Raw genomic sequence first — 23059 nt, 5'->3', positions numbered from 1 at the left:
CTCAATAATTATAAATGTCTTTATAAAGACTTACTACATCTCCAATAATCAAAATAGCAGGAGTGTTAATTTCCTTATCAGCTATATTCTCAAGAGTTCCGAAAATCACATTTTCATCTGGAAGAGTACCGCTTTCTATAACACAAACAGGTGTATCTCCTGAACGGTACTTCATAATTTCACTTGTGTTCTCTTTAATATTGCCTATACCCATTAATATAACTAATGTATCTGCAGTATAATCCCACTTAACCTGACTTTCCTTTTTAGTAGGATCTTCATGACCAGTTACCAATGTTACAGAGGTAGCTATAGCTCTATGAGTTACAGGTAGCCCAAGTGATGTTGGCGCTCCAATAGCTGATGTTACACCAGGAATTACTTCAAATTTGATATCATTTTCCATTAAAGCTAATATTTCTTCTCCTCCACGACCAAAAACAAAAGGATCCCCTCCTTTAAGACGAACAACAGTGTCATTTTCCTTAGCCTGCTCGACAATCAATTCATTAATTTGGTCTTGTGTTTTATAATGTTCTCCAGCTTTCTTACCAACATATATCTTTTTGGCATCCTTTGGAGCATGCTCTAAAATTTCATCATTAGCCAGATAATCATATAAAACAACATCTGCTTTATTTAGAGCTTTTATAGCTTTAAGAGTTATTAAATCAGCATCTCCAGGACCTGCACCCACTAAATAAACTACCATCTAAATCACTTATAAAAATCCTTTAAAAAAGTTTAACCCGTCACTAGAACCTAATATTTCTTCACAAGCACGTTCAGGATGAGGCATCATTGCACAAACAAGACCTGACTCATCACAAACACTGGTAATAGCTTCCATAGAACCATTAGGATTTTTATCTTTAAATTGTAAAACTATCTGATCTTGATCTTTTAATAAATCAATATCCTCTGTGTAAAACCTTCCTTCTGCATGAGCTATTGGAATCTGTAAAGTCTGACCTTTTTTAAATGATTTTGTAAAAGGTGTTCTTGCAGTTCCGACTTTCAAATCAACCCATTCACAGTTAAATTTAGGATTTTCATTAGTTATGAAAACACCTGGAACAAGACCTATTTCACCAAGAATTTGAGCTCCGTTACATATTCCTAAAACAGGTTTTTCCTCTTTAACCAATGCTTTAATACCATCAATAACAGGAGTGATGGAAGCCATAGCACCTGCTCTTAAATAATCACCATAAGAAAATCCCCCAGGAATTACAATACCGTCAAAATCTGTTAAATCTTCCTGATTCCACCAGATATATTCAGGAGTTAAACCTGCAAGTTCAATAGCTCTGGCCACATCCCTATCACAGTTGGTTCCCGGAAATCTAATTACTCCAATTTTCATTATAAAAACCCCTTAAGCCCCACAAGCAGAGTTTTGTGGAATAACAGTAATTTTATAATTATGAATTACAGGATTACAAAGTAATCTTTCACACATGTCTACAACGTCTTCCCTTATAGCTTCCCTGTCTTCTCCTTCCATTTGGAATTTGATGATGTCTACAGTTTTAGCATTTTTAACATCATAACCAAGTAAAGCAAGAGACCTTTCAATAGTTGTAGCTTCCGGGTTTAACATACCTTCTTTAAGAGATACTTTAACTTCAATATCAAAAATCATTTCTAAAAACTCCTTACAATTCTATTTTCTCGTCATCAGGGATAATTCTGTTATAAACTTCCACATAAGCGTCCATAACTTCATTGTCTTTACCTTTTCTGAACAATTCCTTATCCAACATATCCAAGGTTTCACTATCCCATAACCTGCATCCGTCTGGGCTAATTTCATCACCTAAAATAATTTCGCCGTTTTTATCTTTACCGAATTCAACTTTGAAATCAACCAAGATAATTCCAGCTTCTAAAAGGAATTCAGATAAAACTTCATTAATTTTTAATGCTTTTTCGGTTAATTCATCAATTTCTTCCTGAGTAGCTAATCCTAAAGCTTTAATAATGGAATCATTAAGCATAGGGTCATGGAATTCATCTGCTTTAAAATCCATTTGAACAATAGGAGGATCTAATTTAGTACCGTCAGCTATTGGATATTTACGAATTAAACTGCCTGTAGCTATATTTCTAACAATAACCTCAATAGGTATCATTTCCAATTTTTTAGCTACCATAACATTAGTTTCAGGCAAATCAATAAACTGTGTTTTAATACCGTTTTCCTCCAATACTTTAAAAAGTTTAGTGGAAATAAGTGCATTATAAGAACCTTTTTTATTCATCACTTCTTTTCTTGCACCGTCACCTGCAGTCATATCATCTCTAAACTCAATGATAACTGCATTTTCATCATCAGTAGTATATACACTCTTTACTTTACCATTATTAATTAACTCTTTTTTATCCATGATATCAACAAGTAATTTTTAAATTTATATTATGTATAATTCTGATTAAAATACTATATAAATTAAACTAAACCATTAGCTACAACAGAAATAAATTTCTTTTTATCTTTCTTTTTCAAAAACCACGGAACAAAAAATGTAGTATGGTGAGGAACCCCATAGTGTCTTTCCAGATAAATCGGATAAGTTATATGTTTCCATTTAACATAAACATGTTTAAAAAAAGCTAACTGTTCCAGATAAATGCGGCGGCGATTATCGGATTTATTCCAGACTTTTTTCTCCTGTTTAGAAAATAAAAACTTAATTTTCAGTCTGCGGGAATCCATATCATCATATTCATCAACAGACAAAGGATATGACAGACTGTTGAACATTTCCCGAAATTCCTTAATTTCCTTATTGAGTCTAACTTCAGTTAAGTAATATTCATTATCCTGTCTTTTTTTAAAAGATTTGAACTTCCTGGTTTTTGGCATAGTCCAAAACTTCTTTTTGGTTTTTTTACCCATTTACAAACACACCAATAAAACAAAACTTAGTTATTTTTCCGAATATTGAACTTCCTGTAAAGATTTTTTATTGTCTGATTATTGTAAAGTGAAGTATAAAGTTTGGAAATGAAAATAGCCTGTTTAAACTGTTTATTTAAAACTTTATTGTTTAAAACAGCAATTTCTCTTCTATGAATATCTATTTTGCAGTTTAAATGCTTTTCAAACTTGTAAATTTCTTTAACCGCATACATCTTATGACTTTTATCCAAATTAGAAAATATTAAAAGCAAACTTCCGATATTTTCCCCGATTGTTACATGCTGAGACAATTTAACCGGTTCCAGAAGATCATTGACATTATACATACCCTTTAGAAATCTGTTGAATTTTTTAATATCATGACCATGAATGGCTGTTTTTTTATGTTCAAATGTGTTATACATATAAACTTGAGTATTTGGTAAAACAGAAATCTTGTTTGAATTTATCAGTGCCTTAAAATAAAAATAAGTGTCTTCACACAGAGTATCTTCCGGGAATGAGATATTGTTATCTAAAATTAATTCTTTTTTAAAGATTTTACCCCATGGAGCTACAAAATAATTCAAACTTAAGCTGTCAAATATTTCCTGAGATTCCAAAGGATTTAAATTCACTAATCTTTCATCACTTTGGAGGAATTTAACCTTAACCTTATCTCCATCCAGATTAATGATATGTGATCCGATTACAAAATCAGAGTCTTGAGTTAAAATAGTATTGTACAAATTTTCAAGACCTTCCTTAAGATATTCATCATCAGAATCTAAAAAGGAAATGTAATCGGCACTGGCATATTTAATACCTAAACTGCGTGGCTTACCTGGAAGCCCTGAGTTTTCATCTAAAAAAACAGGAACAATATTATCATATTCATTAGCATAATCACTTATAATGTTTCTGGAATTATCAGTTGAACAGTCATCAACTATTATCAGCTCAATATTTTCAAAACCTAAAGACTGGTTGATTATTGAATCAATAGCTGCATTCAATTCCTTTTCAGCATTATAAACAGGCATTACTACACTAATTTTAAAAGTCATATTTTTCCTATCCAATTGTATAACTATAAATTATACCAAACATAATTAATAAAAATTTCCATTAGAAAAGTTATATATGTATATTAATTATAAATAATAATTTAACAAGTTTTTTAAAAAGGGAAAATGATGCATTATACTGATTATTCTGATGAAACTATTCACAAACTGCAGGAATTGGAGCTTATGATTCTAAAGGATTTTATAGCTATTTGTGAAGAAAACAACATTGAGTATTTTATTTACGGAGGCAGTGCATTAGGTGCCGTCAGACATGGCGGTTTTATTCCATGGGATGATGACATAGACATTATTATGTTTAGAAAAGACTATGAAAAGTTTAAAAAAGTCGCATTATCCAAACCCAACAATAAATATAATTTTTTAACAAGCAAAACAAAGGATTACTTCTTTTTATTTTCAAAAATCATGCTCAAAAACACTATTTTTGAAGAATGGTGGGTCAATCAGGTAGATTTTGATTTAGGAATTGACATTGACATATTTGTATTGGACAAAGTTCCGGACAATAAACTAAAACGATTCTTCCATGTAAAACGTTGCCGTGTCTTAGACAGATTACTTGCAATGTCTGTTATAAAATTTAAAGGATATCCTTCATTAGTTCAGGCATTAGCCAATACAGGACATGCATTTTTAAAGCTGTTTAATATTTCAAGAGAATCATTATTTGATAAAACCCATAAATTACTGGACAAATACAATGATAAAGACTGTGAATGTGTCTGTGATATTTCAGCTCTTCACCATCCCCAAATTTATAAAATAAGTGATTTCAAACCGGGAAAAACAATAATGTTTGAAGATGTTGAAGTTCACTGCCCGAATAATCTTGACAGCATCCTTACACAAATCTATGGAGATTATATGAAATTACCTCCAGAATCTGAAAGATATAATCATATAACTCAAAAAATAGATTTTGGCCCTTATGAAGACTGATTTACAATTTCCCTTATTTTTTTAGCATTTTTTTCATAAATTGACCTGTTGTCTTTGGTTTTGGATGTGGATGACTTGTTTTTAATAGCTGACTTGATAACAGCAGGAATTAATTTCGGTACATCAAGAGACCTTTTAATAATAAACTTCAATCTGTGGAATCTTGACGGATTCGGATAGAAATCATGCTTAAACGAATCATCATTAATCATCTTTTCTGCATAATCACAAATTCTCTCATAAGCCAACTTATCTCCAAAATCATAATACTGACCAATCATTTCACGAGAAACCGGGAATTCATCAGTGTTTTTATCCGTGTTTAACTTTTCAAATTCATCATAAGTGCAGATAGTTTTAGCTCCAACAAGCAACGGATTATCAAAGTCAGGATTTAATTCAACAGGTCTTAAAATATTGCACTGTTTTTCCAGCAAGTAAACATCAATAATAGAAGTACTTATAACAGTGTTTAAATAATCGCATGGCCTGATCCATTCCTGAATTGCATATTTATTGATATAATGGAAATTAGGATATTTTTCATCTAAAATACTGATTGTAGAGTCTTCATCAAGGACATTGAATTCAACAGGATGTGGACGGTAAATAAATTCCTTTTCAGGATGTGTTTTTAGGAATTTCTCAAACCATTCCATTACGATAGCTTTTGATTCAACATTCCATTTTTGCATATATTTACCATCATCCAGATTATGATTCATACTCATTAAACGTTTAGAATCTTTTTCATTAAATGTGAAACTTGAAATAAATAAAATCCATTCCTTGGATGAATCCAAATTAAATTCACTTGCCAGCTGATCTTTAGTTTTGAAAAATGAATCAAAGCGGTGATTTGAGAAATCTGTTTTAATATCACCAGTAACAGGTAAATTTTTTTCATCAATTCCTTCAGCCATCATATCCTGTTTTATATTTTCACTCCAGCAAACATGACTGGCTTTTTTCATATACTCTTTTGGATAATGAGCTTTAGAATCAAGAATTCTTTTAGCTATTACCTGTTCATATCTTAAATTAAGTATCTTATCGATTTTAGGTTTGAATCTGACAGTATATCTTTCAATGTCATTATTGTTATAACCTGCCTGACCAATCAATAATTTAGGTTTATATTTTCTTGGAAAAATAAGTTCCCTGTAATTATAATAACCTAATATATCAACAGAATATCCTCTTTTTTCAAATTCTGCTTTTAAAAGATTAGCATTATTTAATTCCCTTTCCGGAAGTTCATAAAAGATTACAATATCAGCCATTATTTATCCCCTTAACATCGCATTAGCTATTTTAATATCTGATGGTCTTGTAACTTTAAAATTAGTTCTATCTCCTTCAAATAAACCAATTTCATGACCCCTCATGTGAAACAAAATCATAGCTTCATCTAATTTGTCAATTTCCTCATCGGACAAATCACTGTAAATTTCAATGTAATGATTTATGTTAAATGATTGGGGTGTTTGAGACTGCAGCAAATACTGTCTGTCTGGAACGTCAGTTAATATTCCGTCTTTTTTAGATTCAAATATGACATCTGTAGCCGGAATAACTGCACTGGCTGCACCATACTGTTTTGCATATCTTATACTGTCTTTAATTAATTTTGGAGTTACAAATATCCTTGCAGCATCATGAGTAACCATTATTGAATCTTTAGGATAATCATTTTCAAGAGTGTAGTTAATGGAATTTAAAATTGTATCACTACGTCTTTTTCCACCTTCTATAACAGTGATTCTTGGGTCTGTTAAGTCATATTCTTTTATTACATCTTTAGTTTTATTAACACATTCTTTCGGTGAAGATACTATAATTTCATCCATTTCTTCAACTTTTAAGAAAGCTTCCAGAGAATGTATTAAAATCGGTTTACCAGCTATTAAATAAAATTGCTTAGGCATTCCAACATCCAAACGGGTTCCTATACCTCCAGCAAGTAGTGCAGCACATATCATTAAAGTTAGATTTTGTTATTTTTTATATTTATAATAATGTATTTCTAAACATTCATTCTAAAATTAACAAGATCAAGCTTTAAAATATGCAAAACTATAAATTACATCTGAAAATCAATGTCTAATCTTAAAATTGATTTAAAATAGAAAAATTGCATTGAAACTGAAAAAATAAAGATAATAATGAGTTATTAAGAAATAAAATTTAAAAATTACTGAAAAACATGACATCCATTATTTATTATTATTTAAATAAAAATATTCAAAAATTAGTAAAAATCAATGATAAAAAAAAATCAAATTTAATGTCTTATTGCAGAGAAAAATCTCCACAATATTCCGCATTAGACATTAAAATTCTAATCAAATTTATTTTCCCATAGAGACTTACTTCAAAAGTAATTCTCTTGTATTTATCATATTATTAAAATATTATATAAACTTAACTATTAATTTAAAAAAATAGGTAATTAAACAGTTTCCATCTCAAGGAAAAGACCTCACGAAAACTAAATTTTCAAAGCCCATCATTGAATTGTTTATATTTAATTACCCGTTAAATGGAAGTGAAAATTGAGCTATTATCTTTCACCATTAATCAGAATCATTAATGATTTAATAAATGAATCAATATTAAACCAATATGTTCCAATTATGAAGATAATTAACTCCACCATCTCACCTCCCAAGGAAAAATGGAAAGAACACCAATGCAGTATGCGGAAAAAACTGAACTGATAATTAAATAAACACTACTTAAAAATAATAATTTCATGTTTATCCACCTCCCTTATTGATTAGAATTGAGGCTTTTACTTGGAAAATATTGTTTAAATATTATTTAAAGCTTGTTGAAGACATTTTAAAAAATTGTAGCCATTAAAATATACTATATAAAGATTTTAGAATTATAACTCCAAATTAACAGAAAAATCTGCTACAGTAGCAGATACAACTTCAGACAATATCTGATCCATCGATTGTGAAGACGGATATCTCATAGCCTACGATTAACAATTGGATATTCACAGATTTGTACAGCAGTTAATATTAACTCTTTTTTTACATTAACATCACCCATTAGCTATTGAAAAACTATTTTACTGCCATTAATTTAGAAATAAAATAATAACATATCCTATTTAACACTGACGAACACATATAAAAACATATTCTACAACCAGCAATATATGTTTAAAATATATAAATCTGTTGATTACACATTAAAAATAGCTATAAAAAACAGTTTAATCTTAAATTGACTTAAAATAGAAAAATTGCTTTAAAACTGAAAAAATAAATATAAAATAGACATATTATGAGATTAATTATAATTTTTCCCATAATGCATAAAATGCTTTTTTAGGACTTTTTTTCAAAATAATAACATCATAAACAAAATTAACAGTTAAACATTCAATATTTAACTTATCACAGATTTCCTTAAGAACAATAGCTGTGTTTTTCCCTTCAAAAAGAACTCCTGTCTGCTCATCCAGATATACACCCTGACCGTACCAGATACCTAAAGTATGATTTCTACTTACATTTAATGTAGATGCTGTTATAATATCTCCAAATCCACAGTAATCATCTACTGTTGATCTGTTTCCACCTAATTTCTCAATAATACATTTAGTTTCATTATAACTTTTGGTGAAAACTGCAAATTTAGCATTGTCATTAATGCCCATTCCTTTACAGATTCCCTGAGAAATAGCTAAAATATTTTTAATGATACCGCAAAATTCAGTTCCGATAACATCATGATTAGTGTTAACTTTAAGTTTGGAAGTTGACAATACACTTTTGACTATTTCCAGATCTTTTTTCTTTATACTGGCTATTGTAGTTGCAGAAGGCAGGTTTTTCATCATTTCAGAAGCTATGTTCGGTCCGGATAACACTACTGCAGATCTTCCGGTTTCCTCTTTAATAACTTCACTCATTCTTTTATTTGTCTTGTTTTCAATTCCTTTAGCTGTGCTTACAAAAATACACTTATCTGAAACTATTTCATTTAACTGAACCATTGTCTGGCGCATAACTGATGAAGGAATACATAAAAATATAACATCAACATCCTTCAGATCACATAAATCATTGACAGCCCTAATATTTTCATGCAGTTTAACACTTGGATGATACTCGCAGTTAATATGTCCTTCATTTATATCATCACAGATTTCTTTTCTTCTGGCATACAATAACAATTTATTAGTATTTGGTGCAATACACTGAGAAATAGCTGTTCCCATTGCTCCAGCACCTATAACTCCAACATTCAATGACATTAAGCACCTCTTAAAATTATATATTAACCCTTTTTTAATTTAAATTTATTTGTTTACAAATTCCAGTTTAAAAGGAGTTCCTCTGTCAATATCTTCAGAAGCCCTGCATCCGATAATTTCTGAGAGATATTTAGGATGCAATCCAAAGCCTGGCCTGATTGATTTGACATTGTCTTTTGTTATGAGTTCTCCTTTTTTAATGTCTTTAACTGCAAATAATGATCTTGAAAACTCCCTGTTTGCCTTCATTTTATCAGACAATTCATAGCTAACTTTGCCCAGAGCTTTTTCAACATTTCTTATTGAATCAACCATCTGCTTAAATTCATCAGGTTCCATTGAAAAGTCTGAATCAGGACCTTCCATAGTTCTGTCTAAAATAAAGTGTTTTTCAATTATTTTAACTCCCATAGCTACAGATGCAACAGCTACATCACTGCCTAAAGTATGGTCTGAAAGTCCGACAACTGTTTTGAAGTTTTCTTTTAAATCAGGAATTGTCTTAAGATTTATTTCTTCCAATGGAGCAGGATAAGATGAAGTGCATTTTAAAACAGCTATTTTATCATTACCTGCATCCTTACATGTTTTAATGGCCAAATCAATGTCTTCTTTTGAAGCTATTCCTGTTGAGATTATAACCGGTTTGTTTTTGCTTGCTACATATTCAATTAATGGAATATCTGTAATTTCAAAAGATGCAATTTTATATGCTCCCATATCCATATCTTCTAAAAAATCAACTGAAGTTTCATCAAAGGGTGAAGAAAATACAATTAACCCCAAATCTTCAGCTACCTTTTTCAGTTTAGGCTGCCAATCCCATGGCATAAATGCATCCTCATAGAGGTTATACAATACCTGACCGTCCCATATTGTTCCCTGTTTTATCTGAAAATACTCATTGTCACAGTCTAAAGTTATGGTATCCGGAGTGTAGGTCTGAAATTTAACTGCATCTGCACCAGATTTTGCCATTGCTTCTATAGTTTTAACAGCTATGTCATAATCATTCATATGGTTTGCTGAAAGCTCAGCTATTATAAATGCAGGATGTCCATCACCAATTAATCTGTCTTCAATTTTAAATTCCATAATTTAGCCTCTGTAAATAAATCTTAAAGCACTGCCGTTTCTGATTTCATATTCTTTTTTAAATCCCATAGCCTCAAAAAATGAAATTGACCTTGCATTGCTTTTTTTAATGTCAGCAATTAAAGTATTCTGATTATAATTCTCTTTAATATAATTTATTCCATTATTCAACAGATATTTGGATAATCCCAAGCCTCTATATTTTTTATTTAGGCTGATGCTGATAACAGGATACTTTTCATCAAAATCAAATCTCAGCTGACCTATAATATCCTGACCGTATTCCAAAACCATAAATCCTGTTGTATCATCATTTAATATCCTATTGAACCATTTTTTATGAGTTTCCAAATCTATTTTATCACAATTAAATGAGCTTTTTCTTACTTCCTCATCATTAGCTATTTCAAATATTTTAAGACAATCCTCTTTTTTAATTTCTCTAAAAACAGAATTTTTCCTGTAATACTTGTTTAGAGCAGTTTTAGCTATTCTCAGTGAACCTTTACCATCAACGGCACTTATTGCTCTATTCTGTTTTTCTTTTCTTAAATCAAAATCTTTAAGCAACTCGAGTTTGGCTAAAATATTTTCCCCCAAATCTTCATCATCCCAAAATCCTGCAAACTCAATGAAACCCTGCTTCTGCCAGTTTTTAATATTGTTTATCTGATTATCAACAACCCCGACAGCAATTGTCGGAACACCTACTCTTGCAAGTTCATATAATGTCTGACCTGCTGATGAAATAGCCAAATCTGTGCTTTCCATAGCCTCAAGCATTTGCCTGCTGTCTGGAGAATAAATCAGTTCATCATCAAACTCCTCGATTTCACCAACATTATCAAAGCTATTTCCTATAATGACCTTTTTTGTAAAATCCTCATTTTTCAGCAAATTTAGGATTTTCGGAGTCAGATTTCTTAAATCATTTCCACCTAAAGTAATTAAAACATTTCTTATTTCATCATTAACATCAATTATTTTTGTGTTCCAGAAATCCTGTCTAAGCGGAATGTATTTTGAACCGTACAGTGCATCTTTTCTTTTGGTTGTTGCAAGGATTGTTCCGTTTACAACTGTTCCGTCAGGATAATCTATACGATTATTGTCATCAATATAAATAGCCAGTGCAGTTGTTTTAGCTATTTTCTGGTAAAATTCGAGTGGTGCATGATATGAATCTATAATAACAATATCATCATCAGCAAATTCCATATTCTGCCAGTCATAAATAGTATAATCAATATTTTGCAAAATCGCATCAATTGATTTGTCTCCATTAACAATAAATTGAGGTGTTATGCAGAATTTTCTAAAAGCCTGATATATTGAGCTGCATCTTGCTACATGACCAAAACCGTAGTCTTTTCCACCTTCAGTTAATATTATTACATTCATATTATCTTTTCAATGTATTGTTTGGCTCTGTCCAAATCCTGTTTTTTGCATAAATTTATAACTTCAGCCAATTCCTCTTCCAAACTATTGCAAACCTTTTTTTGAGTAATTTCGGAGTTTATATCTTTTAAATAAGGTTTATTGTTAAATAATTCTATAATATCCTCCAGAGAGAAGAATTCATTTTTATCATATAAATTATCATAAACACTGCAGAGCAGAGCATAATCCTGAGGAGTATCTAAAGTAATCCTAATATCAGAGTTGTCGTTTTTTGTTTCATATTGCACTATTTTAAAGTCTTCAGGATGTGTTTTGTAGATAAATGGAGTTACATGTTCCTTTTCAAATTTGTCAGTGGCATTTTCATATGCCTTTTCCAAAACACTGAAATTAATTACTTCAGCATCGATTCCTCTTGGAAATCCTCTAGTTAATGTATTGGAAGTATAATCTGCATCGGAGTCTATATGTTTTTTAATAATTTCATCAATTATATTTGCATCGGCACATGGACAGTCACTGGTTATCCTGACAACAACATCCAAACTGTTTTCCAAAGCAGCATTATAATATCGTTCCAGAACATTTTCCAGACTGCCTTTGTAAAACTTAATGTTTTCTTTTTTAGCTACTTCAACTATTTTTTCATCTTCATCATGTATTGTTGTAGCTATTATTATTTCATCAATAAGTTCAGATTTGGATACTCTTCTTATAACCTGCTGCAATACATTGGTTTTGCTATTGAAAGGTAGTGGTTTTAAAACTTTTTGCGGAAGTCTTGTTGAAGAGGTTCTGGCCTGAATAATTGCTCCAATTTTCATTTTCCTAATACTCACTAAACACTTTGTAAAGTTTTTCTTGTACAAACTCTAAATCTTCATCAGTTAATGTAGGATACATTGGTATACTAAGTTCTCTTTTGTAAAACTCTTCATCTACTGGACAAAGTCCTTTATTAAATCCAAGGTTTTGATAGTAAGGTTGTAAATAAACAGGTATATAATGCACCTGAACACCTAATCCTTCAGAGCGTAATTTTGAAAATATTTCCTTTTTATGATTTGCATATTTTTCTTTTAACAAAATCGGATATAAATGATATGCAGACTCACCGTCCGGATTTTCTTTAACAACATCAAAATATGGATTGTCTTCAAACATTCCATTATATTTTTCAGCTATTTTTCTTCTGTTTTCAACAAAGGAATCTAATTTTTTAAGCTGTGATAAACCTAAAGCACATTGAATATCAGTTATTCTGTAATTAAATCCTAAATGCTGCATTTCATAATACCAGTCGCCGTCACGAGGATTTACCAAGTTATTTTTAGTAATTCCATGGGATCTGAATAACTGAAGTCTTTCATAGTACTCCTCATCATTTGTAACAATAATTCCACCTTCACCTGTTGTAATATGTTTAACAGGATGAAAACTAAACATTGCCATTTCAGAGTATTTTAAAGAGCCTATTTTTTTGCCGTTATACTTTGCACCAAGTGCATGTGCTCCGTCTTCAATAATTCTGGCATCATTATCCTCAGCAATATCAGCTATTTCCTTTAAGTTAACAGGATTTCCGCTATAATGTACAGGAGTTATTAACTTAGTATTTTCATTAGCCTCCAATTTGGATGCATCAATATTTCCGGTTTGTTTTTCCACATCACAGAAATTAACTTTAGCTCCCAAATATAGCCCAGCGTTAGCAGTAGCTACAAAAGTATTAGGAGTTGTAATCATTTCATCTCCCTTATCAAGACCTAATGCAAAATAAGCACCATGCAGAGCTGAAGTTCCGGAATTGAAGGCAACTCCATATTTAGCCCCAACATATTTAGCTATTTCTTCTTCAAATTCTGTTATTTTTGGCCCCTGAGTAATAAAATCCTCACTTAAAACATCAGCAACTGCATCAATATCTTCCTGATCTATACATTGTTTTCCATAGGGTAAAAATTTAGAAATAAAAATCACCTAGTATACAATATCTATATCTTTTAAAGCTTCCCTAATCTCTTCAACAGATAACCAAACCGGATTATTGTCAGATGCATAGTAGAATCTGTCTTCTACCTTTTTTCCACCTTCTTTTATATTAACATCTTCCCACCATTCCAAATCAGGGTAAATTATATAATAATCATCATATTCATAAGCTGACCTTGAATCTTCTTTGGTTATCATTACTTCATGGAGCTTTTCACCTGGCCTGATACCCACATCTTCAAATTCACAATCCGGAAGCATGGCTTTTGCCAAATCAGTTACTTTAAATGAAGGACATTTATGGATAAATAATTCCCCACCTTTAGCATCACCAATAGCCTTAATTACCAAATCAACAGCCTCATCAAGAGTAATCCAAAATCTTGTCATTCTCATGTCAGTAATTGGTATTTTAGTTTGACCTTCATCAATTAAAGTTTTGAAAAATGGAATTACAGATCCACGACTGCCTGAAACATTACCATAACGAACTACTGAAAACTGAGTGTTTTTAGCACCCACATAAGCATTTGCTGCTATGAACAATTTATCTGAAACCATTTTAGTAGCACCATACAAGTTAACCGGATTAACTGCCTTGTCAGTGGATAATGCCACTACCTTTTCAACATGCTTGTCAATAGCAACATCCACAATGTTTCTAGCACCATCAATATTGGTTTTAATAGCTTCCAACGGATTGTATTCAGCAGCCGGAACTTGTTTTAATGCAGCTGCATGAACAATAATATCTACACCATCACAAGCACGTGCAAATCTTTCTTTGTCTCTAACGTCCCCAATAAAGTAACGCATTACTTTTTTATGTTGGGCAAATTGTCTTTGCATTAAATATTGCTTGTATTCATCTCTTGAATATATAATAATTTTTTTAGGATTGTACTGTTCCAATACTCTTTTTGTAAACTTTTTACCAAAAGAACCTGTTCCTCCAGTAATTAAAATAGTTTTATCATTTAACATAAACAAAACTCCGATATTAAATTATTTATAAATTTATTTTTGAAAATATATAAATATTGTTAGAAGCAAGTTTATATCTTTACAGGAAAATTGTATTTGATAAATAGAAGATTATATAATTGTTAATTTTTTATTTGATGACAAAATTAATTTAAAATAAAAAAATAACTATTTAAAATTAGTTTAAAATAAAAAAAGAAAAAAGAAGGATTTATAAAAATCCCTTAAATTTATTTTTTCCTTCTGGAAACTCCAAATCCAAATATTCCGAAGATTAAAACAACCAATAAAGCAAGTATTGGATTTCCTGTTTTTGCCATTGCATCAACACCCATTGCAACTTCATCAGAATCCATAATATCTTTATCAGCAGGATGTACTGGAGCAGGAGCCGGAATTACAGTAACTGAAACATTACCATAATTGTTAGTCATATTCAAGTCAACTGTACTTCCATTTACAAATACTTCATTAGATATTACGCCGGTTTTTAAAACAATACATGTAATTTCCAATGTAGCATTGCTTTTGTTAGTTAAATTACCGATTGTCCAAATACCAGTTGCCGGATCATATACTCCTACACTTGCTTTATATGAAACAAATTTAAGAGCATCTGATAATTTATCTACTGCATAAACATCTAATGCTGTGTCAGGACCATTATTTTTAACAACAATAGTGTATGTGATTCTATTTCCAACACTTACCCTATCAACATTAACTATTTTTACAACAGACAAATCTGCTGTTTGAGGAACAGTAATATTCACAGTAGCATTGTTGTTAGTTACGTTAGGATCAAAACCTGTTCCATTTACACTTACATTGTTTTGAATAAATCCTGTTTTAACTATTTTTACAGTAATAACTAATTTAGCTGTTTCATTATTAGTTAAATTACCGACTGCCCAAACACCATTTGTTAAATCATAATATCCTTTAGAAGCATTAGCTGAAATGAATTTGAAATTATCTGCCAATACTTCAGATACTTTAATATTGGTTGAGTTATCCGGACCGTTGTTTCTTACAGTTATTGTGTAAGTTATTTCGTCTCCGTAATTTGGAGTAGCATTATTTACTATTTTAATAATTTCTAAATCAGCAATATTTACATGTATTGTAGTATTTGAAGTGTTTCCTTCAGGATGCTCATCACTAGTGACATTTACACAATTGAAGATATCCTGACCGGTTGTACCTAATATTGCAGCATAAATATCTACAACTATCTTACTGCCAGTATGCATATTTCCTAATGAAATAATTTGAGTGTAATCAGTTAAATTACCTCCATTTATTCTGTAGGTTGCAGATTTAACATCCAACAATCCAGCATCTAAAATATCTTCCAATTTAACATTTAATGAATCTGAAGACCCGCCAGCAATAACAGTAATGACAAAGTGTGCTGTGTCTCCAGGGTTAAGTGCTTTGATTTCAGCATCCTTAATTACAACCAAAGTAGTGTTAGCAATTACATTAACTGTTTCATTATCTGTAAAGTTACCTCTAGCATCATCAACACCAGTAGTAATATTAACAATGTTTAAAACATCACCACGAACAGAACCATTAACCTTAGCTCTAAAGTAAACCGTTACACTAGCACCAACATCAATATTACCTAAATTAATAGCCTCATTGTAATCTAACCAATCTACACCATTTAATGAATATTGTAAGTTAAGCAATTCATTACTGCTGAATATATCTTTTAGAACAACATCACTAGCAACAGAAGGGCCGTAATTGTTTATAACAACTGTATAACCTACATTTTCACCAGCAACAATTATTGTTGAATTTGCAACTTTTGTAATGTTTAACAATACTGATTCAGGAACACTAACACTAACAGAATCATTATTATTAGTTAAATTAGTATCATGACCAGTACCAGTAACATTAACATTATTAGTAATATTTCCAACCTTAATAACCTGAACAACAATCTTTAAAGTTACACTTTCATTAGCATCTAAATCACCAACAAACCAAACACCAGTAACTGGGTTGTACTGACCATTAGAACTAATGAATTTAACACCATCAGGCAATAAATCACCAACAGTAACATTAAATGACTTATCAGGACCATTATTAACAACAACAATAGTATACTCAATCATATCCAAATACTTAGGAACAGAATTATTTACCAGCTTATCAACAGCCAAATCAACAATCCTAACATGAACACTGACATTAGAAGTATTACCCTCAGGATGCTCATCACTAGTAACATTAACTAAATTGAAAATGTCCCTATCAGCAATATCCAATACTTTAGCCCAAATATCAACAGTCACAGTAGTACCTGTAAGCATATTGCCTAAATAAATATTTCCATTAAAGTCACTTAAAATACCACCGTTAATAGAGTATTTAGCTGAATTAATATCTAACAACTTATTATCCAAAATATCATTTAAGTTTACATTCAATGAATCTGAAGATCCACCAGCAATAACAGTAACAATGAAATGAACTGTATCACCAGGATTTAACTCCTTAATTTCAGCATCCTTAATTACAACCAAAGTAGTGTTAGCAATTACATTAACTGTTTCATTATCTGTAAAGTTACCTCTAGCATCATCAACACTGGTAATAATATTAACAATGTTTAAAACATCACCACGAACAGAAGCATTAACTTTAGCCCTAAAGTAAACAGTTACACTAGCACCAACATCAATATTACCTAAATTAATAGCTTCATTGTAATTGAACCAATCTTTACCGTTTAATGAATATTGTAATCCAAATAACTCTTTAACATTATAAACATCTTTTAGAACAACATCATTAGCTACAGAAGGACCGTAATTGTTTATAACAACAGTATAACCTACATTTTCACCAGCTACAATAACAGTAGAATTAGCTACTTTAGAAATATCCAAAATAACACAATCAGGAACACTAACACTAACAGAATCATTATTATTAGTTAAATTAGTATCATGACCAGTACCAGTAACATTAACATTATTAGTAATATTTCCAACCTTAATAACCTGAACAACAATCTTTAAAGTTACACTTTCATTAGCATCTAAATCACCAACAAACCAAACACCAGTAACTGGATCGTATCGGCCATCAGAGCTGATGAATTTAACACCATCAGGCAATAAATCACCAACAGTAACATTAAATGACTTATCAGGACCATTATTAACAACAGTGATTGTGTAAGTTATTATTGAGTCAAATAATGGATTTGCATTATCAACTACTTTTGTAATAGCCAAATCAACTAAAGGAGTTATTTTAATTGTTTCAGAATCATTATTATTTGAGATGTTTGAATCAAATCCAGTACCATTAACTTTAATATTATTTATAAGGGTTGTATTTGATTTTGCAGCTTTTGCTATAATAGTAATTAAAACTTTTTCACCATTAGCTAATTTTTCACCATTTATTGTGATTTTATTATTGGATATACTAAGAGTCCAACCACCCGGAACATTAGCATTAATAAATTTCAATCCTTCTGGTAAGTTGTCAGTAGCTATAATATCAGTAGCTATTCCAGGACCATTGTTAACAATTTCAATAACATACTCAACATTATCTCCATAATTATATGTTTTATTTTGATGATTAGCTGTTTTGTTAACTGCCAAATCAATTACATTAATTGGAACAATGTTTGTATCATTAGCTGCTTTTTTATCTGAATTAATTACAGATGCAAAGTTTGTAATGCTGTTTAATTTTCCAACATCAACATATGCTTTAACTGGAACTGTAATTACTACATTAACAGTCATTCCTGAAGAAATGGTTCCAAGGTTTGCATTTCCTATCCAAACACCTTTGTCTATTCCGTTTACAGAATAAGTTGCCTTACTAACATCAAAGAACATTTCACTTAAATTATCAGTTAAAATAACATCTAAAGAATCTGACAATCCTCCTGCAGTTATTTGAACAGTATACTTAATTACATCTCCAGGATTTACAAGAGTGGTATTAGCTACTTTTGTAATGTCCAATGTAGTATCTCCTTTAACATTTACAGCAACATCATCTTCTAAAGTACTATTTTCTCTTAATTTTGTTGAAGAGCCAATAACCGCTTTATTTATTACATTTCCACGAACAGTTGTTTTAATGAATCCTTCAAATAATATTGTTTTATTTTGACCATTAGCTAATGTTCCAATATTAATAGAAGCATCATAACGAGTCCATGATTGACCATCTAAAGAATACAACATATTTGTTAATTCAGAATCATTATAAATATCTTTTAAAATAATATCACGTGCATATGAAGGTCCATTATTGGTAATTACTATTTCGTATTTAATAATTTTACCTGCAATTGCTTCAGTAATATTAACTTTAGTAACATGCAATTCAGCTAATGTAGTAACATTTTTAATGTTTGTAGCTTCATTATCCTCAAGTTTTAATTCTCCTGTAGTGGTGTTGACTCTGACAGTATTGTTTAATATTGTATCATCAACAATACCTGCATCCAAATGTCCTCTGATATAGACAGTTTTAGAAGCTTTAGAATTGATATTTCCTAAATCAATAGGCTTATTGTAAACATTCCATGTTTTACCGTCTAAAGAGTATTCTAAATTAGTTAAATATTCTGAATGATAATATTCATTTAATTTAACATTTTGAGCAGTATCTAGTCCGTTATTTGTAATTATAATTGTGTAGTAAATATCTTCACCAGCTATAACTACTTCATTATTACAGTTTTTAACTACATTAAGATCAGCTTCAGTAACATGAACTTCTTTGGTTGTTTGAGTAGTGTATGTCCTATTATTTGGATTTGTTCCATTAATTGAAACATAAGCTACATTAACTGAGTTTATAAAGTTTTGGCCAATTGGTGAGTATTTTACACCATCTATTTCCCATTCATCAAATGAAACTTTATATGTGAATGTGAATTTGTCACCAACAGTTAAATTAAGACCATTAACTGTAAATGTTCGTGTATTTTCATCAAATTCAACAACCCATCCATTTGACTTGGAAGTTGAATTAATACCAGTGTATTTTAAACCTAATGGCAGCACATCTTTAATTGTGATATTATATGCTATTCCGTTTCCATTATTTGTAATTACAATTGAATAAGTTGCATTTTCATAATATTCATATTTTTGTTTATCTGATGTTTTAACAACACTTATATTAGGTTCAGCTATTTTAACTTGTGCATTAGAATTATCTATTTTATCATCATTTAAATATAATTCAACATTATTAGATTTAATAGATTGTGCTTTGTTAGATTGATCATTTAAGACAACAGCAGATAAATTAAATATAATGTTGTCAGAATATTTGTAAGATGTAGTATTTCCAAAGTTTATAGTTACAAGGTTTCCATTTACACTGACATCACTGATTAAAGTACCATTTGATAAAATAACTGAATTTTCAAGATATTCAAATCCTTGTGGAAGGATATCTTTAACCTGCAAATTAGTGTAATTACCTTTAGGTAACTTTACCATAATTTGATAAGTTACATTTTCACCAATATTTGGTGTAAAAATGTTGCCTTCTTTATTGCCAAGTGTAGTTCCAATTACTAATTTAGTAATACTTGGCATTTTAGTTTTTAAAGTATCCTTACTTTCATTATAGTAATTTCTACCGTAATCAGGTGCGGAATATCCGACAACATTAGCCATATTTACATATTGGCTTCCAATTTGGATATCTGACCTTATAACAAATGAATATTTTGCATGAATTATATCTCCAGGATTTAACTGAGCCACATCAATTTCAACATGAGAACCAATCCATTTGATTTTAGCATCAATTGGATTTCCATCAGCACCAGTTACTTTGACAACCACATTATCTTCACCAGGTGTTTGACCAATAAATGAAGCAAGGTCTTCCAAATCATCAATAATAGTCACTTCAAATAATGGGGTTTTACCGTTGTTTTTAACAATTACATCAAATGAAACATGATCTAAGCCTTCAACTTCAGTTACATTGAATTTTTTAGTAATGTCTGCCGTAGGTTCTACAATTGTAACCTTTGCACTAGACCTGCCCATAGTCTTATCATTTAAGAACAATTCCACATTATTAACTTTAACCGCACCTTCCTTATTGGACGGATCAAATATTGTAGGTCTGGCAGTCAAATTAATAGACAAAATACCGTTTGCAAAGCTACTAGAATGAACATTATTAATTGTAATAGTTATATCATAATTATTTACATTTACAGTCCAATCTTTGCCATTTACTAATTTTGTACCATTTGCATAAAATGCACCTGCACCAATATACTCAAATCCCTGAGGCAAAGTATCCTTAATCACCAATTTAGTATAATTACCAACAGGCAAAGTTACATTAACACCATAAATTACCTTTTCACCAATAGTTACCTTATCCCTACCATTATCAATCTCTGAATCAACAACCCACTTAGTAATTGCAGGAAGTTTAGTTTTTAAAGTGTCCTCATCATAATTATAGTAATTTCTACCATGATCAGGTGCGGAATATCCGACAACATTAGCCATATTTACATATTGGCTTCCAATTTGGATATCTGACCTTATAACAAATGAATATTTTGCATGAATTATATCTCCAGGATTTAACTGAGCCACATCAATTTCAACATGAGAACCAATCCATTTGATTTTAGCATCAATTGGATTTCCATCAGCACCAGTTACTTTAATAACCACATTATCTTCACCAGGTGTTTGACCAATAAATGAAGCAAGGTCTTCCAAATCATCAATAATAGTCACTTCAAATAATGGGGTTTTACCGTTGTTTTTAACAATTACATCAAATGAAACATGATCTAAGCCTTCAACTTCAGTTACATTGAATTTTTTAGTAATGTCTGCCGTAGGTTCTACAATTGTAACCTTTGCACTAGACTTACCCATAGTTTCATCATTTAAGAACAATTCCACATTATTAACTTTAACCGCACCTTCCTTATTGGACGGATCAAATATTGTAGGTCTGGCAGTCAAATTAATAGACAAAACACCATTTGCAAAGTTACTAGAATGAACATTATTGACTGTAATAGTTATATCATAATTATTTACATTTACAGTCCAATCTTTGCCATTTACTAATTTTGTACCATTTGCATAAAATGCATCTGCACCAATATACTCAAATCCCTGAGGCAAAGTATCCTTAATCACCAATTTAGTATAATTACCAACAGGCAAAGTTACATTAACACCATAAATTACCTTTTCACCAATAGTTACCTTATCCCTACCATTATCAATCTCTGAATCAACAACCCATTTAGTAATTACCGGAAGTTTGGTGGTAAAACTGTCTTTTGCAGCATCAGTGTAATTTCTACCGTTAGACGGTGCAGAGTAACCTATTGCATTAGCTGTGTTAGTATAACTACTACTTATAACTACATCTTCTCTTATTTTAAATGTAAATCTGTAAGTTAATGATTTGCCTATACCAAGTTCAGCAATATTTATGCTTACAATATTGTTATCCCATGTCGGAGTTACAACAGCACCACCAGATGTAATATTAATGCCTCCACTGACAAATTTACTAATTAAATCACTTAAATCGTCACTAAGTGTTACATTAAATAATGGAGACTGACCTCTGTTAGTTACAGTAATATCAAAGTATATTACATCCCCACCGATAACATTGTCTACATTGAAGTTTTTAGTAATATCTATGGCCGGTTCAACAATGCCGACAGCTGCATCAGATGTGGATTCATGAGTATTCCAGGTAAGTACTGCTTTATTAGTTTTAACAGCACCTGCTTTGTTATTGTTAACATTTAATACTGTAGCATTTAAAAATGCCTGGAATTTACCGCCATATTCCTTAATAATTTCATCTGCAAATTCAGAAGCAAATGTTAATTCTACAATATTGCCATTTACAGTTACAGTATAATCCTTACCTTCAACAGCTTTATTTTGAGTATTTCCTTTGTAAACTACAATTGAACCGTCAATGTATTTTAAACCTTCCGGAAGAGTGTCTGTAACTTTTAAAATATTGTATTTTCCAACAGGCAATATTACAGTTATATTGTAGGTTACATTTTCACCAACAGTTACCTTATCCTTACCATTTACAATAGTTGTGTTAAATACAGTTTTATTTACTTTAGCATCGTAAGTGTGTAGGGTACTGCTTGCCTGGTTAGAGTAATTTCTTTTTTCATCGAATTTTGTTTCATTAAAAATAGAATAATAATCTACTTTAGCTATATTCTTAAATTCTTTTCCAATAACAACATCATTTTTTACATTGAATGTAAATTTAGCACTGACACTTTGACCGGCTAAAAGTTCACCAACATTCAAAGTAGCTACATCA

At 30.7% G+C, this 23059-nt stretch carries 16 protein-coding genes; 1 reads left to right on the top strand and 15 read right to left on the bottom strand.

All coding sequences use genetic code 11. The annotated features are described in order from the left end of the window. Position 1 precedes the first annotated feature (1 nt). The 6 genes from cobA to MSM_RS07735 form a co-directional block, all read right to left on the bottom strand. A complete protein-coding gene (cobA, locus tag MSM_RS07760; protein WP_004033483.1) occupies positions 2-712 on the bottom strand; it encodes a uroporphyrinogen-III C-methyltransferase in 711 nt (236 codons plus the stop codon). Positions 713-721: 9 nt separating this feature from the next. Beyond that, positions 722-1366 carry a phosphoribosylformylglycinamidine synthase subunit PurQ gene (purQ, locus tag MSM_RS07755; protein ID WP_011954587.1) on the bottom strand — a complete coding sequence of 215 codons (645 nt, stop codon included), beginning with the start codon at positions 1364-1366 and terminating at the stop codon, positions 722-724. 12 nt (positions 1367-1378) lie between these two features. Next, positions 1379-1645: a phosphoribosylformylglycinamidine synthase subunit PurS gene (purS, locus tag MSM_RS07750; protein WP_004033481.1), complete on the bottom strand. Its 267-nt coding sequence runs from the start codon at positions 1643-1645 to the stop codon at positions 1379-1381. Positions 1646-1658: 13 nt separating this feature from the next. Next, the gene (gene purC, locus MSM_RS07745; RefSeq protein ID WP_004035282.1) at positions 1659-2390 is read right to left on the bottom strand and encodes a phosphoribosylaminoimidazolesuccinocarboxamide synthase; all 732 of its coding nucleotides are present in this window, start codon (positions 2388-2390) and stop codon (positions 1659-1661) included. Positions 2391-2452: 62 nt separating this feature from the next. Beyond that, positions 2453-2902, bottom strand: coding sequence for a hypothetical protein (locus MSM_RS07740; RefSeq protein WP_011954586.1), 450 nt, complete (start codon positions 2900-2902; stop codon positions 2453-2455). Positions 2903-2928: 26 nt separating this feature from the next. After that, a complete protein-coding gene (locus MSM_RS07735; RefSeq protein ID WP_011954585.1) occupies positions 2929-3972 on the bottom strand; it encodes a glycosyltransferase family 2 protein in 1044 nt (347 codons plus the stop codon). 129 nt (positions 3973-4101) lie between these two features. Between MSM_RS07735 and MSM_RS07730 the strand changes: the two genes are divergently transcribed. Next, complete coding sequence (locus MSM_RS07730; RefSeq protein WP_048058644.1) at positions 4102-4935, top strand: LicD family protein; 834 nt, start codon at positions 4102-4104, stop codon at positions 4933-4935. Here the strand turns inward: MSM_RS07730 and MSM_RS07725 are convergent. From MSM_RS07725 to MSM_RS08990, 9 genes are all read right to left on the bottom strand, one after another. Further along, positions 4923-6218 (bottom strand): surface carbohydrate biosynthesis protein, encoded by a 1296-nt coding sequence (locus MSM_RS07725; RefSeq protein WP_011954583.1) that lies wholly within the window; start codon positions 6216-6218, stop codon positions 4923-4925. The two genes, MSM_RS07730 and MSM_RS07725, sit on opposite strands and share 13 nt — an antisense overlap. Positions 6219-6221: 3 nt before the next feature. Further along, positions 6222-6917 (bottom strand): IspD/TarI family cytidylyltransferase, encoded by a 696-nt coding sequence (locus MSM_RS07720; RefSeq protein WP_004035290.1) that lies wholly within the window; start codon positions 6915-6917, stop codon positions 6222-6224. 1328 nt (positions 6918-8245) lie between these two features. Then, complete coding sequence (locus tag MSM_RS07715) at positions 8246-9211, bottom strand: NAD(P)H-dependent glycerol-3-phosphate dehydrogenase (RefSeq protein ID WP_011954581.1); 966 nt, start codon at positions 9209-9211, stop codon at positions 8246-8248. A 45-nt stretch (positions 9212-9256) separates the two neighbouring features. Beyond that, entirely contained in the window at positions 9257-10306 is a 1050-nt protein-coding gene (gene pseI / locus MSM_RS07710; RefSeq protein WP_011954580.1) for a pseudaminic acid synthase, read from the bottom strand. Positions 10307-10309: 3 nt separating this feature from the next. Beyond that, positions 10310-11707, bottom strand: coding sequence for a bifunctional UDP-2,4-diacetamido-2,4,6-trideoxy-beta-L-altropyranose hydrolase/GNAT family N-acetyltransferase (locus MSM_RS07705; protein WP_011954579.1), 1398 nt, complete (start codon positions 11705-11707; stop codon positions 10310-10312). Continuing rightward, positions 11704-12534 (bottom strand): cytidylyltransferase domain-containing protein, encoded by an 831-nt coding sequence (locus MSM_RS07700; protein WP_011954578.1) that lies wholly within the window; start codon positions 12532-12534, stop codon positions 11704-11706. Before MSM_RS07700 ends, MSM_RS07705 begins: the two co-directional genes overlap by 4 nt. A 4-nt stretch (positions 12535-12538) precedes the next feature. Further along, the gene (pseC, locus tag MSM_RS07695; protein ID WP_011954577.1) at positions 12539-13690 is read right to left on the bottom strand and encodes a UDP-4-amino-4,6-dideoxy-N-acetyl-beta-L-altrosamine transaminase; all 1152 of its coding nucleotides are present in this window, start codon (positions 13688-13690) and stop codon (positions 12539-12541) included. Next, positions 13691-14686, bottom strand: a complete 996-nt coding sequence (gene pseB, locus MSM_RS07690; protein ID WP_004033459.1) for a UDP-N-acetylglucosamine 4,6-dehydratase (inverting) — start codon at positions 14684-14686, stop codon at positions 13691-13693. 230 nt (positions 14687-14916) lie between these two features. Beyond that, positions 14917-23046, bottom strand: a complete 8130-nt coding sequence (locus MSM_RS08990) for an isopeptide-forming domain-containing fimbrial protein (protein WP_011954576.1) — start codon at positions 23044-23046, stop codon at positions 14917-14919. Between the last annotated feature and the right edge of the window lie 13 nt (positions 23047-23059).

The organism is Methanobrevibacter smithii ATCC 35061, assembly GCF_000016525.1.
In the GTDB taxonomy this organism is placed as follows: Archaea; Methanobacteriota; Methanobacteria; order Methanobacteriales; family Methanobacteriaceae; genus Methanocatella; species Methanocatella smithii.
This window is presented reverse-complemented; position numbering and strand designations above follow the sequence as displayed.